The following is a 16,123-nucleotide window of genomic DNA, read 5'->3' on the forward strand; positions in this document are numbered from 1 at the left end:
GCAGCTTAAGTAGCTTAGCTACCCTCAGCTTTGTCGTCTTTTTTATCTGCAGCCATATGAGCAAAGCGGGAAAAGAACTCCTGAACCTGTTCCATACCTTGCATGCCCATTGGCATGATGCGCCTCATAAACACCTCAGGATCGCTCATTTCATCGACATAGGTATTCATTTTTTCCTGCATTTTTGCCATCAATTCCTTTTGCATGGGCTCAACATCCGGCAGCCCCATTACTTTTCTGAATTCTTCTGGAGTCACTTCCATCTGGATATTTATCTTCATCAGGATCACCTTTTAATTTAAATGAACGGCCAACTTTTAATCTAGCAGGTTATCGCAAGAAATAACGGCCAGATGCGATATGAGCATCATCAGGCAGAGACACACCTATGAAAAACCACAAGCGAGTGCGACGACTTACTCATACGCGCTTTCTATACAGATACCAAGACACTTATGCTTGCCTGACGCACAAATAACCTTTTGCTAAACAACTCTACATGCACTCTTTCCCCCTATAAGCAACTTCCCAGCTGATGCGCTAAGATAACGCCATCAATCTTAGGGATGCTCGCGTGTCTGAACTCTATTTACGTATTGCTTTGCCATCGCCGTTGCGCCGCTTGTTTGATTACCGTGCACCAGCGCAGGTGGCGGTTGCAGCATGGCAACCGGGAGTGCGCGTGCGCGTGCCTTTTGGCCGACGTGAATTGATCGGCATTTTGGTTGAAACTGCCAACACCACCACAGTTCCAGATAACAAAATTAAAGATGCGTTGGAGCTTTTGGATCAACAGCCTTTATTGCCGCCGAGCATCATGCGTTTGTGCCTGTGGGCCGCGCAGTATTATCAGCACAGCTTGGGCGACACCTTTAGCTGGGCGCTACCGACTTTATTGCGCCAAGGCGAACCGGCTGAGGCGCGCCAGCAAAAAATGTGGCTGGCTAAGCTGCCACTCAATCTTGAAGACCCGCTGTTAACTCGCGCACCCAAGCAGCTGCAAGCGCTAAAGGTCTTAGCGCAACACAGCCAAGGCATTGCCCATGAGCGTCTTGAGCACTTCACGATCGGCAAAGACAGTATCAACGCGTTACATAAAAAAGGCTTGGTCACCCAGCAGATACGCCAATTACAAGATTCAGCACATAAAGCCCCCAGCCTTGCTCAGCCCGAACTGCCGCTCAATGATGAGCAGCAAGCCGCTTTTAATGCCATCCATGCCAATAACCAAACTTTCAAAGCCTACTTGTTGGCTGGGGTGACTGGCAGCGGTAAAACTGAAGTGTATTTGCAGCTGATTCGTGAGGTGCTGGCGGCAGGCAAGCAAGTGCTGGTGCTGATTCCAGAAATCAACCTAGGCCCCCAGACCCTTGAGCGTTTTACTAAACGCTTTAATGCACGTATTGCTTTATTGCACTCTAACGTTAATGACCGCGACCGCTTAGAAGCGTGGCTGGCTGCGCGCTCTGGGCATGCCGATATTATTATTGGCACACGTTCAGCGCTGTTTACCCCGCTGAGCAAGCTCGGCTTGATCATTATTGATGAAGAACACGATGCCTCCTATAAGCAGCAAGAAGGCCTGCGCTATCATGCCCGTGACCTTGCTTTGGTGCGTGCCCGTGCCGCCAATGTGCCGATTGTTTTGGGCTCGGCCACGCCCTGCTTAGAAAGCTTACATAATGCCCACAGCGGTCGTTTTGCTTTGCTGCGCCTAACCAAGCGCGCTGGTGGTGCTAGTCAGCCTAAATTTATTCGCCTAGATGTACGCAGCCTGCCGCTGGACTCTGGGATCAGTGCGCCGCTGCAAAAAGAAATGCGTAAAACCCTAGAGGCTGGTCAGCAAGTTTTAGTCTTTCTTAATCGCCGCGGTTTTGCCCCAGTCTTGATGTGCAACGACTGTGGCTGGATGAGCCAATGCAACGAATGTGATGCGCGCCTAACTTTTCATCAGCGCTATAACGAATTGCGCTGCCACCACTGTGGCCATAGCGAAGCGCGCCCGCACAACTGCCCCAGCTGCAGCAAAGTCGATTTGCGTCCGATTGGTGCTGGCACTGAACGTGCGGAAGAGCGGCTACAAATTTTATTCCCTGATACGCCAGTGCTGCGCATTGACCGCGACAGCACCACACGCAAAGGCTCGATGGATGCCTTGCTCAGCACCATTGGCAGCGGCGAGCCCTGCATTATGGTGGGTACGCAGATGCTCGCCAAGGGGCATCACTTTCCACGGGTAACTTTGGTGGCGATTTTAAATGCTGACGGTGGTTTATTTTCTGCAGACTTTCGCGCCAGCGAGCGTATGGCGCAATTGATCACGCAAGTGGCCGGTCGCGCCGGTCGCGCCGGTGACCCAGGCCGCGTGATTATTCAAAGCCAGCTAGCCGATCATCCTTTATTAGTGCAGCTCAGCGAACAGGGGTATTTTGCCTTTGCCGAGCAAGCGCTGAGCGAGCGCCGTGCCACCGGCTTGCCGCCATTCAGTCATTTAGCCCTACTGCGCGCCGATGCCTTAAAAGCCGAGCATGCTGACGCCTTTTTAGAAGATGCCTACAGTATTGCTGAACAACTGCTGGAGCAGCTCAAGCTTGAAGGTGTGGAATTATTAGGCCCGATCACCTCGCCCATGGAGCGCCGCGCCGGCCGTTACCGTGCGCAATTGTTAGTGCAAGCCAACAGCCGCGCACAATTACACCGTTTGCTTACACCTTTATCGAGTAACTTAGAAAACCTTACCAGTGCGTGGCAAAGCCGTTGGTCACTGGATGTTGACCCCAACGATTTATTTTAAACCACAGCCTAAAACGCATGGCGCTTGAAGCTAAGGTGCAGGGCGTCGATAATAGATCGATTATTGAGCCCTTATCCGCGATTCGCCTTCGTTAAGAGAGATTATGAAAGACAGTATCCGCACTCTGATTCAGCACGCAGTCAATCAACTGACCAACGAAGGCATCCTTCCTGAAGGGCTTACGCCTACTATTCAAGTGGAAAACACGCGGGATAAATCCCACGGTGATTTCGCCAGTAATATCGCCATGATGCTGGCAAAACCTGCAAACATGAAACCACGTGATTTAGCTGAGTTGCTGATTAAAGCACTGCCGGATGATTCGCAAGTCAGTGAAGTAGCAATTGCCGGCCCTGGTTTTTTAAACTTTTTCCAAAACCATGCAGCCCTTGCGCAACGCTTGGATAATGCCTTAAACGATGCACAGATTGGCGTCGCGCAACAGCAGCCAGCACAGCGCATCGTGGTGGATTTATCCTCACCCAATCTAGCCAAAGAAATGCACGTTGGCCATTTGCGCTCAACCATTATTGGCGATGCGGTCGCCCGTGTTTTAGAGTTGTTAGGCCATGATGTGATTCGCCAAAACCACGTTGGCGACTGGGGCACACAGTTCGGAATGCTGCTGGCGTATCTGCAAGAAAACCCCAGCGCACAAGAAACCCAGCTGGCAGATTTAGAAGAGTTTTACCGTGCCGCCAAACAGCGCTTTGATGAGTCCCCTGAGTTTGCTGAGCATGCCCGCGCCCTCGTGGTGAAACTGCAAGCCGGCGATCCTGAGTGCTTGCGTTTATGGCAGCAGTTTAACGATGTTTCGCTGAGCCATTGCCAAGAATTGTATGATCGCCTCGGGGTCAAACTCGACATGCGCGATGTACGCGGTGAAAGCTCGTACAACGCTGAATTAGCTAATATTGTCGAGAGTTTGCGCGACAAGGGCCTGCTCACCGAAAGCGATGGCGCGCAATGTGTGTTTTTAGATGAGTTTAAAAACGCCGAAGACAAGCCATTACCGGTGATTGTGCAAAAAGCAGGCGGCGGTTACTTATATGCCACTACTGATTTAGCTGCAATGCGCTATCGCAGCCAAACCCTGCAGGCAGACCGCGCCCTATATTTTGTTGATCAGCGCCAAGCCCTGCACTTTCAGATGGTCTTTGCTGTCGCACGCCGTGCTGGTTTTGTTAGCGCAGACATGCAGCTGGAGCACATGGGCTTTGGCACCATGAACGGCCCTGATGGTCGCCCGTTTAAAACCCGCGATGGCGGTACAGTAAAACTTGTTGATCTGCTCAATGAAGCTGAACAACGCGCCTATGCACTGGTTAAAGAGAAAAACCCAGAGCTGGCCGAAAGTGAACTGCAGAGTATTGCCCAAGCGGTAGGGATTGGTGCGGTGAAGTATGCTGACCTGAGTAAGCATCGCAGCAGTGATTACTCGTTTAACTTCGAGCACATGCTCAGCTTTGAAGGCAATACCGCGCCGTACTTACTCTACGCCTACACCCGTGTCGCCAGCGTATTTAGGCGTGCTGAGCTGGATATGAATGGCGTCGTACCAGGCCAGATCACGCTCAACAGCGAGGCTGAACAAGCACTTGGCGCGACCCTGCAACGTTTCAGTGAAGTGCTATACAACATTGCCGAAAAAGGCACGCCGCACATCCTTTGTACCTATTTGTATGAGTTGGCCGGTCAATTTTCCAGCTTCTATGAACACTGCCCTATTTTATCAGCAGAGGATCAAGCCACTCGTAATAGCCGCTTGCGCTTGGCTGCACTCACCGGCCGCACGCTCAAGCAAGGCCTTGAGCTGCTTGGTTTAAAGACGTTGGAGCGTATGTAACATGGCGGCACGTAAAAAAGCGGCAGCAAAAAGAGGCGCAAGCCGCGCGCAAGCATCTACGAAAAAACCTATACACCCATTAGTTTGGGTGATTACCGGTTTGATCGTCGGTGTCTTTGTAATGTCATTGTTTCAGCTTGAACCCGGTAATGATGCAATTAAACGAGAGCAAGCAGCTGCCGAAAAAAAGAAACCGGTCGCCAAGCCAAAAAAAAACACCTCTGCCAGCAAGCCAAAATTTGAGTTTTACACGCTGCTGTCTGAATCCGAGGTGATTGTGCCGCCGGAGGCGTTACCTGAAAAAACGCCACCACCGGCAACACAATCTGAGGTTGAGGCAGCTAAAAAAGCTGACGCGGTACGCGCTCAAGCGATTCTTGACGGCAAAACGCCGCCAGCACCTGTGGTAAAACCCGAAGCAAAAACCCAGTTTTATCTGCAAGCAGGTTCTTTTCCTGATCGCGCAAAAGCTGAAAGCGTGCGTGCGCAATTACTACTCAGCGGTCAAGACGTGCATATTGAGTCGGGGCAAGTGTCTGATAAAACCTGGCACCGTGTCTTGGTTGGCCCCTTTGTCAGTCGCGAGCAGCTGGGTGTCGCGCAGAAGCAATTAGCCAACAATGGGTTTAATAATTTATTGCTGCAACAGCGCACCGGACGTTAATTCGCTTGTTTGAGTCCTTATAACAGCAGTCCGTGGCATAACGTTCCTCGCTAGTGCAGCTCTTCCCTCAACGAGCCCTCCCGGCTCGATTCGGGCGCTGCGCCATCCATGGCTGCGCTTGCCGCTTCACTAGCGAGGCACGTGTTGACTATCTGTGTTGTGAGCTAGATTTATTCATGCCTCCTTATACCTGGAAGCTCAAATGCTGCTGACAAATTGCGCTGTGAGCTAGAATTTTTATGCCTATTCTTTCCAGCAAGATCAAACACTAGGCTCTGTTTGTTAGTCTCGCAAAGTCACACTCACACTCGTGCTGACAACGCCGCTGTTTGACGCGTGCTGCGCTGTTGCTGTGACGAGCGAAGCCAAGGATGGCGTAGCGCCGGAGTTGAACGCTGGATGGGTTCATCGACGGAACAACAGCAATAGCGCAGCACGCCCCACATAAATATCTACATCCCTCTTAGCAGACATCACCAAGCCACTAGCCAATAAAAAACAAGAAAACCTACGACTTTAAGCGCTAACCCTTGAAGCCTGTCCATTGCACCCCCATCTGTTAATGATCAGGGCCTGAGCCCATCAACCTGGAGAATTTCCCTTGACCACTATTGTTTCAGTTCGTCGCAACGGTAAAGTCGTTATGGGTGGTGACGGCCAAGTATCGCTTGGCAATACCGTTATGAAAGGCAATGCCAAGAAAGTTCGTCGCCTCTATCACGGCGAAGTTCTCGCCGGTTTTGCCGGTGCCACTGCCGATGCCTTTACATTATTTGAGCGCTTTGAGGGCCAACTGGAAAAGCACCAGGGCCATTTAGTCCGCGCTGCGGTTGAGTTAGCCAAAGACTGGCGTACCGACCGCTCACTCAGTCGCCTCGAAGCCATGCTGGCCGTAGCCAACAAAGACGCATCTTTAATTATTACTGGTAACGGTGACGTGGTAGAGCCTGAACACGGCCTGATTGCCATGGGTTCTGGTGGTGGTTTTGCCCAAGCCGCAGCGCTGGCTTTAATAGAAAACAGTGACCTGTCAGCTCGAGAAATCACCGAAAAGGCCTTACACATCGCTGGTACAATCTGCGTATTTACCAACCAAAACTTGACCATTGAAGAGCAGGACAGCGCTATTTAAGCGCGCCTCGGAGTCCCTTATGTCGATGACACCCCGTCAAATAGTGCATGAACTCAATCGCCATATCGTTGGCCAAGATGATGCCAAACGTGCTGTAGCCATTGCTTTGCGCAATCGCTGGAGACGTATGCAGTTATCTGCAGAGCTGCGCAATGAAGTCACGCCGAAGAATATTTTAATGATTGGCCCGACAGGTGTCGGTAAAACCGAAATTGCCCGCCGTTTAGCCAAACTGGTCAATGCGCCATTTATTAAAGTTGAAGCCACCAAGTTCACCGAAGTGGGCTATGTCGGTCGTGATGTTGAGTCGATTATCCGCGACTTAGCCGATTCAGCAGTGAAGATGCTGCGTGAGCAAGAAATGAAAAGCATGCGTAACCGCGCTGAAGACGCGGCTGAAGAACGTATACTTGACGCTTTATTACCACCGGCACGATCAGGCACGGACGATGCAGTTCAACGCACCGATTCCAGTACGCGCCAGTTATTTCGCAAACGTCTGCGCGAAGGCCAACTTAACGATAAAGAAATTGAAATCGAAGTTGCCGAGGCACCGATGGGCGTGGAAATCATGACCCCGCCGGGCATGGAAGAAATGACCAGCCAGCTGCAAAGCTTGTTCTCTGGTATGAATAAAGGCAAAACCAAAAGCCGCAAACTGCGTGTCGATGTTGCCTTAAAGCTGCTTACTGATGAAGAAGCCGCACGCCTGGTTAACGAAGAAGACATTAAAGTCCGTGCGCTCGAAGCGGTTGAGCAGAACGGCATCGTCTTTCTTGATGAAATTGATAAAATTGCCAAGCGCGGTAACACCGGTGGCGCTGATGTTTCACGTGAAGGTGTACAGCGTGATTTACTGCCACTAATTGAAGGCTGTACAGTCAACACCAAGCTGGGCATGGTTAAAACTGATCACATTCTATTTGTCGCTTCCGGCGCCTTCCATCTCAGCAAACCAAGCGACTTAGTACCTGAGTTACAGGGCCGCTTACCGATTCGCGTTGAACTCAAAGCGCTCACTCCGGATGACTTCAAACGCATCCTCAGCGAGCCTGATGCGTCATTAACAGAGCAGTATGTTGCTCTGTTAGCCACTGAAGGCCTGAATATTGAGTTCGACGCCAGTGGCATTGAGCGTATTGCTCAGATCGCATGGCAAGTCAATGAGAAAACCGAGAATATTGGTGCCCGTCGTCTGCATACGCTGCTTGAGCGCTTACTCGAAGAAGTGTCTTTCGATGCTGAACAGTTAGCAGAGAAATACAGCACCAGCCCTTTAGTGATTGATGCTGCTTATGTTGATGAGCACCTCGGTGAATTAGCTAAAGACGAAGATTTGTCGCGTTATATTTTATAACTTGATACTGTTGTGTCAGCGCGCAGCGTAGTGCTGGCACAACACCTTAAAACGAGATTGACATGTTGATTCCTACCCGTATCAAACTCAATAAAGGCTCGAAGACACTTGAGCTGGGTTATGCTGATGGCCAGCAGTTTGCATTGCCTGCTGAGTTTTTACGTGTGCACTCACCCTCTGCCGAAGTACAGGGGCACGGCAATCCTATCTTGCAATACGGCAAACTCAATGTTGCATTGACCCACATACAGCCTGCGGGCAATTACGCCTTAAAAATGACCTTTGATGACGGCCATGACTCGGGCATATACACTTGGGATTACTTATATCGTCTGGCCACGCAGCAGGACGAAATCTGGCAAGACTATTTAGACAAGCTCAGTGCAGCCGGACAAACGCGCGACCCCAGTGAATCTGTTGTGCGCTTAATGCTGTAACCGTCAGCACAGCAAGCAGCCTGCTGCTTTATGCCAAGCGTTTATCTAAAGCAGCTTCCATCTCATGCTTGATTCTGCCTTTGAGCGCAGAAAACAGCACACCTAGCTTAAGCGTGATATAAATCGTGCTGTCACCAACAACAATTGTTCCTTCAGCCCCTGCGCGGCTCACAACCAGCGTATCACCCTGCCACTGATACGTTACATCATATTTTTCAGCAAGACGCTCAGCCAACGCCTGCGCCTTATCACGTGCACCGGCACGGCCCAGTTGATGCTCTCGTTCAACGATTATTGTACTCATCAGGCTCCCTAGCCACTCTATTTAGTGTGATTTCAATACAGCTCTATCTGATGATATTGCTGTGAATCTGTCCCGCGTCAAGACAAACTGCGCTGTGGGTATTAGAATGCTCAACAATCTGTCTAAGGTGAAGTTTTATGAGCAAGCCACATCAGTCAAATAGTAATGAACCAACCACCCACTTCGGCTTTAAAAACGTGCCTGAAAGCCAAAAAGCAGAAAAAGTTGCTGAAGTATTTCATTCAGTTGCAGCACGCTACGACATTATGAATGACGTGCTCTCAGGTGGTATGCACCGCTTGTGGAAGCGTTTTACCATCGAGCTGTCGGGAGTTCGCCATGGTAATAAAGTACTGGATATAGCGGGTGGCACCGGTGATTTATCTCGTAAGTTTTCCAGCTTAGTCGGCCCTAGCGGTGAAGTGGTGCTGGCTGACATTAACGCTTCAATGCTGAAAGTCGGTCGCGATCGTCTACTCGACAAGGGCGTCGCCAGCAATATTCGCTTTGTCCAAGCCGATGCTGAAAAACTACCCTTTCCCGATAACTATTTTGATGTCGTGACCATTGCTTTTGGTTTACGCAATGTCACCCATAAAGAAGATGCGCTGCGTTCTATGTTGCGCGTGCTCAAGCCGGGTGGACGTTTACTGGTACTGGAATTTTCCAAACCCAGTAATCCGCTGTTATCTAAATTTTATGACGCCTACTCATTCAAGTTTATGCCGCTGGCCGGCAAGCTGATCACTGATGATGCCGACAGTTACCGCTATTTAGCAGAGTCCATTCGCATGCATCCGGATCAAGACACGCTAAAAGCCATGATGAGTGAAGCAGGTTTTGAGCGTGTGACCTTCCACAATATGACCGGCGGTATCGTTGCCTTACACCGCGGAATCAAACCCTAATGCTAAGCCAGTTTGCTTTTGCCAGTGCTGAAACAGCGATCAACCGAGTGCTCAGTTTAGACAGCACCGCACACGCTCGCTTGCTGCCTTTAGCCGGCAAAGTCATTGCGATTGACTGCACAATGCCAGCGTTCACGCTGTACTTGATCCCTCTGGACACAGGTATTCAGTTGGCCCAGCAATGGCACGCACCGGCTGACTGCACACTTAGGGCACCGGCAGCGTTGTTGCTCAAACTGCTGAGCAGCGCTGACAAAACCAGCGTGTTGCACCACCCTGAGGTCACAATAGATGGCAGCAGTGCGTTACTGATGGAGCTGGCCGATATTATGCAAAGCCTTGAGTTGGACTGGGAATATGAAATATCACAGTGCCTTGGTCCAGTCCCGACAGCATTGATCAGTGCTCAGCTGCGCAGCAGCCGTGACTGGCTCGCACAATCAGCCCACAGCCTGCACCTCAATGCCGCAGATTATTTAGCTGAAGAATCGCGCACCTTGGTGGGCAACATTGAAGCGCAAGCGCGCTTTAGCGAAATTGACCAGCTCAAACTTGATTTAGACCGCCTCGATGCTCGCATCGCGCTCTTACTTAAACGGAACCAAACGCCTCTATGAAGCTGCTTGCCATCCGCCGTCTCTGGCATATTTTGCGTGTCACAATACGTTACCGCCTAGACGATTTGCTCTTTGCGCTGCCGCTACCTTGGCGTTTACGCGTGCTGCAATGGTTTCTGCCGTGGCGCTGGCTGCCGCGCAAAAGCAGCACCTTAACGCGTGGTCAAGCCCTACGCTTAGCCCTAGAAGATTTAGGCCCTGTCTTTATTAAATTTGGTCAGATCCTTTCTACCCGTCGTGATTTATTACCGCCAGATATCGCTGATGAAATGGCGAAACTACAAGACCAAGTCCCACCTTTTTCATCGGAACAAGCCATGCAGCTGATTGAAGAGCAGCTCGGCGCACCGATTAGCGAAATTTTTAAGACATTTTCTAGCACAGCTCTGGCCTCTGCCTCTGTTGCACAGGTACATGCCGCGCAACTTAAAACCGGCGAAGATGTTGTAGTCAAAGTGATTCGCCCAGGCCTTAAGCCTATTATTGCCCAAGACATTGCTTGGCTTTTTACTCTGGCCAGCATCGCTGAACGTGCATCCCCTGAAGCGCGTCGTTTACACCCAAAAACGGTCGTCAGCGATTACGAGAAAACTATTTATGATGAACTGGACCTGCTACGCGAAGCTGCCAATGCCAGTCAGTTACGTCGCAACTTCAGCGATTCAACTCTACTCTACGTGCCGCAAATCTATTGGCAGTGGAGCCGTCCCAGAGTGCTGGTCATGGAGCGTATTTACGGCATTCCGGTAACCGATATGGCTGCTTTGGCAGATCAAGGCACCGACCTCAAGAAACTAGCAGAACGCGGTGTTGAGATATTCTTCACCCAAGTGTTTCGTGACAGTTTTTTCCATGCTGATATGCATCCTGGCAATATTTTTGTTAGCACCCACACGCCCTGGGACCCACAATATATTGCTATTGATTTCGGCATTATTGGCACGCTAACCCCAGAAGACCAAGATTATCTGGCCCGCAACTTATTGGCGTTCTTTAAGCGCGACTACCGTAAAGTCGCGCAATTGCATATTGATTCGGGCTGGGTACCTAGCGACACGCGCATCGATGAGTTTGAAGCAGCGATCCGTACCGTCTGCGAGCCTATTTTTGAACGGCCACTGAAAGAAATCTCATTTGGCCACCTGTTGCTGCACTTATTCCAGACCGCACGCCGCTTTAATATGGAAGTACAGCCCCAGCTGGTCTTGCTACAAAAAACCTTACTCAATATCGAAGGCCTCGGCCGCCAGCTCTATCCAGACCTAGATCTATGGAGCACCGCGCAACCTTATTTAGAACGCTGGATGCGTGAGCGTTATATGCCCAAGCACGTGCTGGGCAATTTGCAGCAGCAATTTGAACAGCTGCCTCATCTAGCCAATATGGCTCGCGCCAGCTTTGAGAAAATAACCAGTGGGCCTGCGCCAGCGGCCGCATCTAAAAGCTGGATCAACCCGCTGATCGGTGCATCTTTGTTAGTGGCCAGCACTCAACTGGGCTTCGCTTTTGAATTACATGCCTGGCCGGCTTGGTTAATGTTGAGCGCAGGCTTATGCTTAGTCATACGCCGCTAGCCCATCTGAGTAGGGCAAGACTTTAAATACAGGGCTATTGAGAACAACATGAGCAATTGGTTAGACGAAATTAAATGGGACAGCGATGGCCTAATCCCTGCTATCGCACAAGACTATAAAACCGATCGTATATTAATGGTCGCGTGGCTTAATCGTGAGTCATTACAGCTGACTGTCAAAGAGCAACGGGCAATCTACTGGTCTCGCTCACGACAAAAGCTCTGGCGCAAAGGCGAAGAATCTGGACACATCCAGAAACTGCACGAAGTGCGCCTTGACTGTGATGCTGATGTTATTATTCTGCGAGTAGAGCAAATTGGCGACATAGCCTGTCATACTGGTCGTCATAGCTGCTTTTATCGCGTATTGAGCGATGGCCAGTGGCAAACTGTGGAGCCGGTTATTAAACATCCACATGACATCTATCAAGGTTCATAAGCATGACTGACGATATTCTGCGCCGTGTAGCACAGGTCATTGATTCGCGGAAAAATGCTGACCCCGGCAACTCTTATGTCGCAAGCCTGCACCATAAAGGGCTAAATAAAATATTAGAGAAGCTGGGCGAAGAAGCAGTTGAAACCATTATTGCGGCAAAGGATGCAGCAAGCACAAAAGAGACCGATGACGTCATTTATGAAACAGCGGATTTATGGTTTCATAGCTTAGTTATGCTATCGGCTTTAAACTTAGAACCACAAGCGGTACTTGATGAGCTGGAGCGTCGTTTTGGCTTATCTGGGCATGCAGAAAAAGCAGCCCGTTCAACCTTTTAATTTTAGCATTACGGAGTACACATCATGGGCGGTATTGGCGTTTGGCAACTACTGATTATCTTGGTTATCGTTATCCTACTGTTTGGCACCAAGCGCCTCAAAGGTATGGGTGCTGACTTAGGTGATGCAATTAAAGGCTTTCGTAAAGCCGTAGATACCAATGACGAGAAAACACCTGAAGCAGTGCAAAAAACAGAAGCCCCCGAAACCAAAGGGCAAACCTTTGATGCGAAAGCAGAACATGTCGAAGATCCATCTTCTAAAAAATGAGTTAATCCATGTTTGATATTGGCTTTACTGAACTGCTCCTGATTAGCGTGGTTGCTTTATTGGTCATTGGCCCTAAGCGTTTACCCACTGCGGCACGTGTCGCGGGGCGCTGGGTGGGCCGTATCAAGCGCGGTTTTAACACGATCAAAGAAGATGTTGAGCGCGAACTCGGTGCGGATGAAATTCGCCGCGAGTTACGCAATGAAGGCATTTTAGAAAAAGAACGTAAAATGCTCAGTGACGCCACTTACCGAGCTAATCATATGTTTAGCGATAAACCTCTAGAAAACCTCCTTAAAGACAGCACCAGCTCAAAAGACAGCTCTAGCGCAGATAGTGCAGCTAGCGTAGATAAAGAGAAACCGTCATGAGTACGCATAATCAGCCTGAAAACAGCATGCCGCTGATCGCACATTTGACTGAGTTGCGCACGCGCCTCATGCGCTGCGTGGTGACTGTCTTGCTGATCTTTGCTGGGCTGTTTTATTTTGCTCAGGATATTTATGCGTTAGTCGCTGCACCTTTACGCACGTACTTGCCAGAAGGCGCAACCATGATTGCCACGGGTGTGGCATCGCCGTTTCTAACGCCTTTTAAACTGACCCTGATGGTGTCTGTTTTTCTAAGTGTGCCGGTCATTTTGTATCAAATCTGGGGCTTTATTGCCCCAGGCTTATACAAACATGAAAAGCGTATTGCTGTACCGCTGCTGATTTCCAGCGTGGCACTGTTCTATGCGGGCATGGCCTTTGCGTACTTTGTCGTGTTCCCCATCATGTTTGGCTTCTTTGCCAGCGTGACCCCACAAGGGGTCGAGATGATGACCGATATTGGCCAATATTTAGATTTTGTCTTAACCTTGTTCTTTGCCTTTGGCGTGGCCTTTGAGATCCCCATTGCCACTTTTCTATTAGTGTGGGTTGGCCTTGTCGATGTCGCCACTTTGCGTAAAAGTCGGCCTTACGTGGTTGTTGGTTGCTTTGTTGTCGGTATGGTACTAACCCCGCCTGATATTTTATCGCAGACATTACTGGCAATTCCGATGTGGTTTTTATTCGAAGTTGGCGTTTTGTTTGGCAGTATTATCCAAAGAGAACGTGAAGAAAAAGCTGCAGCAGAAGAAAATCAAGCGCCCACAGACGATGAGCAATCACCGCCCGTTCAACCATGAATCTATTGCTGCTCGATGATGCTGACTTTATTGCAGCAGACCGTGTACGCATCACAGGTCGCAGGCTACTGCACCTCATCACAGTGAATAAGGCCAGCGTAGGGCAAGTCCTGCGCGCTGGCCGGCTCGGAGGATTACAAGGCCAAGCCGTTCTACTCTCCATCAATAACACCGCGGCTGAGTTGCAGGTGAGCTTGTCCGAGCAGCCGCCAGCGAAACTGCCTATCACCCTACTGCTCGCTTTACCACGTCCAAAAATGCTACGCCGAACTCTGCAAACCATTGCCAGCATGGGCGTGGCTAAACTGGTATTAATTAATAGTTATCGCGTCGAAAAAAGCTTTTGGCAAACGCCTTTTTTACAGCCAGAAGCACTTACCGAGCAGTTGATTTTAGGATTAGAGCAAGCACGCGATACGATTTTGCCTGAAGTGATCCTCGCTAAGCGTTTTAAGCCTTTTGTTGAGGATGAGCTACCTGCTCTTGCCGCAAATACCCGCGGTTTCATTGCCCACCCTGGTGATCACCCTGAGTGTCCTCGTGCGCTTAATGAGCCGGTGACCTTAGCAATTGGCCCAGAAGGCGGCTGGATTCCCTATGAAGTCACACTTTTAAGCAAAGCAGGCCTGCAACCTGTGCAGCTTGGTGAGCGCATTTTGCGAGTGGAAACAGCTGTCCCTGCACTGTTGGCACGTTTGTTTTAAACGCCTACACTGCTGGTGCGCATCTCAGGCTTTAGCAGTGTCTATAAAAAACCACACTCAGCAGATAATGAGTCATAATTTACAGGTGAAGTTGAAGCTTGATGGCTCAGACCAGTCAATGCAATGAATAAAATAAGCACTTGCGACTGCATCAAATGACCGAGATCATACTTTGCTACGATAGTGCACCCAGCACCTAGGCAGGCTGGCGCACTAGCACAACTATTGAGGTGCCCGATGGAAAACTATGCCGAGCAGTTTATCAGCGAGCAACAGATCATCATACAGCTTGCCGTTGCATTATTGCTCGGAGCGCTGACTGGGCTACAGCGTGGCTGGGCGGCGCGCGGACAAAAGCCCGGCGAACGAGTTGCCGGTATCCGCACCTACTCACTGGTCGGCTTACTCGGTGGCATCGCTGCACTGCTATCTCTAAAAGTGACACCTTGGATATTGCCAGCCACCTTGCTAGCAGTCTGTATCACTGCGGTCATGGCCTACCGTGTACGCATGGATCATATGCGCAATTACAGCATTACCGGTATTGTTGGCCTGCTGCTAACCTTTTGTTTCGGTGCAGTTGCTGTTGCCGTGGATATTGCCGTTGCTGCCACCGCTGCTGTTATCACCACCATTATTTTAGATAACAAGCAAGAAATTCACAGCGCATTAAACCGCCTGCAAGAGCATGAGCTGGATGCAGCACTAAAACTGCTATTGATTTCGGTGGTCATGCTGCCACTGCTACCGAACGAAAGTATAGGGCCCAGCAATATGCTCAACCCCTATGAGATTTGGTGGATGGTGGTGCTGATCGCATCCATTTCATTTGTCGGTTATTTTGCCATGCGCGTGGGCGGCACCGAAAAAGGTATTTTATTTACCAGTCTGTTTGCCGGGCTAGCATCATCCACCGCGCTGACCCTGCATTTTTCACGACTGGCACGGCAAACACCGGTGCTTTCGCCACTACTGGCCTCTGGTATTTTGCTGGCCTGCGGCACCATGTACCTGCGAATATTATTGTATTGTGCGATGATCAGCCCGCAGCTACTGGGCAGCTTAGTATTACCCGTACTAGCAATGACGTCAGTTTTATACCTGCCAGCACTACTGATCTGGCGCACTCACCACAATGGCACCAAGGTGGAGCAACCAATATTGCACAGCAATCCACTGGACTTAAAATCAGCCTTAGTGTTGGGTGCCGTATTGTCTTTGATTTTATTGATGGCTAGCGTACTGCAACAATGGCTGGGCAATACCGGTATCTACCTGCTGGCCACCGTTTCCGGCATCACCGATGTCGATGCCATTACTCTGTCGCTGACGCGCATGTCACAAATGGGGCTGGACAGCCGTACCGCCATTATCGGCATTATTATTGCGGCCTCGGTCAACAATATTATGAAGGCTGGCATGGCGGTGTCTCTTGGCGGCAAGGCCATGCTACTGCGTATCGCACTACCGATATTTATGTCATTACTGGCCGGTTTGGCTGTCATGTTACCAGCCTACACGACTTGACCCTCCCACCATGGTAAGGCTTCTAATCAGGGCAAGTGCCAT

General features: G+C 50.1%; 18 protein-coding genes. 16 read left to right on the forward strand and 2 right to left on the reverse strand.

Annotated elements, in window-relative coordinates; genetic code table 11:
- Positions 1 to 14 precede the first annotated feature (14 nt).
- Complete coding sequence (locus FXF61_RS11555; protein WP_151185414.1) at positions 15 to 281, reverse strand: DUF6489 family protein; 267 nt, start codon at positions 279 to 281, stop codon at positions 15 to 17.
- Positions 282 to 574: 293 nt separating this feature from the next.
- On the opposite strand from FXF61_RS11555, the gene FXF61_RS11560 reads away from it, so the two are divergent.
- From FXF61_RS11560 to FXF61_RS11585, 6 genes are all read left to right on the forward strand, one after another.
- Positions 575 to 2,794, forward strand: coding sequence for a primosomal protein N' (locus tag FXF61_RS11560; RefSeq protein ID WP_151185415.1), 2,220 nt, complete (start codon positions 575 to 577; stop codon positions 2,792 to 2,794).
- A 103-nt stretch (positions 2,795 to 2,897) separates the two neighbouring features.
- Positions 2,898 to 4,640: an arginine--tRNA ligase gene (argS, locus tag FXF61_RS11565; protein WP_151185416.1), complete on the forward strand. Its 1,743-nt coding sequence runs from the start codon at positions 2,898 to 2,900 to the stop codon at positions 4,638 to 4,640.
- Between the two features lies 1 nt (position 4,641).
- Positions 4,642 to 5,304: an SPOR domain-containing protein gene (locus FXF61_RS11570; protein ID WP_151185417.1), complete on the forward strand. Its 663-nt coding sequence runs from the start codon at positions 4,642 to 4,644 to the stop codon at positions 5,302 to 5,304.
- A 601-nt stretch (positions 5,305 to 5,905) separates the two neighbouring features.
- Positions 5,906 to 6,436 (forward strand): ATP-dependent protease subunit HslV, encoded by a 531-nt coding sequence (gene hslV / locus FXF61_RS11575; RefSeq protein WP_151185418.1) that lies wholly within the window; start codon positions 5,906 to 5,908, stop codon positions 6,434 to 6,436.
- 19 nt (positions 6,437 to 6,455) lie between these two features.
- Entirely contained in the window at positions 6,456 to 7,793 is a 1,338-nt protein-coding gene (hslU, locus tag FXF61_RS11580; RefSeq protein ID WP_151185419.1) for an ATP-dependent protease ATPase subunit HslU, read from the forward strand.
- 62 nt (positions 7,794 to 7,855) lie between these two features.
- Positions 7,856 to 8,230, forward strand: coding sequence for a gamma-butyrobetaine hydroxylase-like domain-containing protein (locus FXF61_RS11585; protein ID WP_151185420.1), 375 nt, complete (start codon positions 7,856 to 7,858; stop codon positions 8,228 to 8,230).
- Between the two features lie 28 nt (positions 8,231 to 8,258).
- On the opposite strand, the gene FXF61_RS11590 is transcribed toward FXF61_RS11585, so the two are convergent.
- Positions 8,259 to 8,534, reverse strand: a complete 276-nt coding sequence (locus FXF61_RS11590; protein ID WP_151185421.1) for a polyhydroxyalkanoic acid system family protein — start codon at positions 8,532 to 8,534, stop codon at positions 8,259 to 8,261.
- A gap of 137 nt (positions 8,535 to 8,671) precedes the next feature.
- Between FXF61_RS11590 and ubiE the strand changes: the two genes are divergently transcribed.
- The 10 genes from ubiE to FXF61_RS11640 all read left to right on the forward strand — a co-directional run bounded on the left by ubiE (position 8,672) and on the right by FXF61_RS11640 (position 16,081).
- The gene (ubiE, locus tag FXF61_RS11595) at positions 8,672 to 9,442 is read left to right on the forward strand and encodes a bifunctional demethylmenaquinone methyltransferase/2-methoxy-6-polyprenyl-1,4-benzoquinol methylase UbiE (RefSeq protein ID WP_151185422.1); all 771 of its coding nucleotides are present in this window, start codon (positions 8,672 to 8,674) and stop codon (positions 9,440 to 9,442) included.
- A complete protein-coding gene (locus tag FXF61_RS11600) occupies positions 9,442 to 10,059 on the forward strand; it encodes an SCP2 domain-containing protein (RefSeq protein ID WP_151185423.1) in 618 nt (205 codons plus the stop codon). The genes ubiE and FXF61_RS11600 overlap by 1 nt, the downstream gene beginning before the upstream one ends.
- On the forward strand, positions 10,056 to 11,633 hold the full coding sequence (ubiB, locus tag FXF61_RS11605) for a ubiquinone biosynthesis regulatory protein kinase UbiB (protein WP_151185424.1): 1,578 nt from the start codon (positions 10,056 to 10,058) through the stop codon (positions 11,631 to 11,633). The genes FXF61_RS11600 and ubiB overlap by 4 nt, the downstream gene beginning before the upstream one ends.
- 48 nt (positions 11,634 to 11,681) lie before the next feature.
- Positions 11,682 to 12,071, forward strand: a complete 390-nt coding sequence (hisI, locus tag FXF61_RS11610) for a phosphoribosyl-AMP cyclohydrolase (protein WP_151185425.1) — start codon at positions 11,682 to 11,684, stop codon at positions 12,069 to 12,071.
- 2 nt (positions 12,072 to 12,073) lie between these two features.
- Positions 12,074 to 12,409: a phosphoribosyl-ATP diphosphatase gene (locus FXF61_RS11615; protein ID WP_151185426.1), complete on the forward strand. Its 336-nt coding sequence runs from the start codon at positions 12,074 to 12,076 to the stop codon at positions 12,407 to 12,409.
- 24 nt (positions 12,410 to 12,433) lie between these two features.
- Complete coding sequence (gene tatA / locus FXF61_RS11620; RefSeq protein ID WP_151185427.1) at positions 12,434 to 12,679, forward strand: twin-arginine translocase TatA/TatE family subunit; 246 nt, start codon at positions 12,434 to 12,436, stop codon at positions 12,677 to 12,679.
- An 8-nt stretch (positions 12,680 to 12,687) separates the two neighbouring features.
- Positions 12,688 to 13,050 (forward strand): Sec-independent protein translocase protein TatB, encoded by a 363-nt coding sequence (gene tatB, locus FXF61_RS11625; RefSeq protein WP_151185428.1) that lies wholly within the window; start codon positions 12,688 to 12,690, stop codon positions 13,048 to 13,050.
- Positions 13,047 to 13,850 carry a twin-arginine translocase subunit TatC gene (gene tatC / locus FXF61_RS11630; protein ID WP_151185429.1) on the forward strand — a complete coding sequence of 268 codons (804 nt, stop codon included), beginning with the start codon at positions 13,047 to 13,049 and terminating at the stop codon, positions 13,848 to 13,850. Before tatB ends, tatC begins: the two co-directional genes overlap by 4 nt.
- Positions 13,847 to 14,554 (forward strand): 16S rRNA (uracil(1498)-N(3))-methyltransferase, encoded by a 708-nt coding sequence (locus FXF61_RS11635; RefSeq protein ID WP_151185430.1) that lies wholly within the window; start codon positions 13,847 to 13,849, stop codon positions 14,552 to 14,554. Before tatC ends, FXF61_RS11635 begins: the two co-directional genes overlap by 4 nt.
- Before the next feature lie 237 nt (positions 14,555 to 14,791).
- The gene (locus FXF61_RS11640) at positions 14,792 to 16,081 is read left to right on the forward strand and encodes a DUF4010 domain-containing protein (protein ID WP_151185431.1); all 1,290 of its coding nucleotides are present in this window, start codon (positions 14,792 to 14,794) and stop codon (positions 16,079 to 16,081) included.
- Positions 16,082 to 16,123: the final 42 nt, after the last annotated feature.

The sequence above is a fragment of the Pseudomonas sp. C27(2019) genome, from assembly GCF_008807395.1.
Lineage (GTDB): Bacteria > Pseudomonadota > Gammaproteobacteria > Pseudomonadales > Pseudomonadaceae > Denitrificimonas.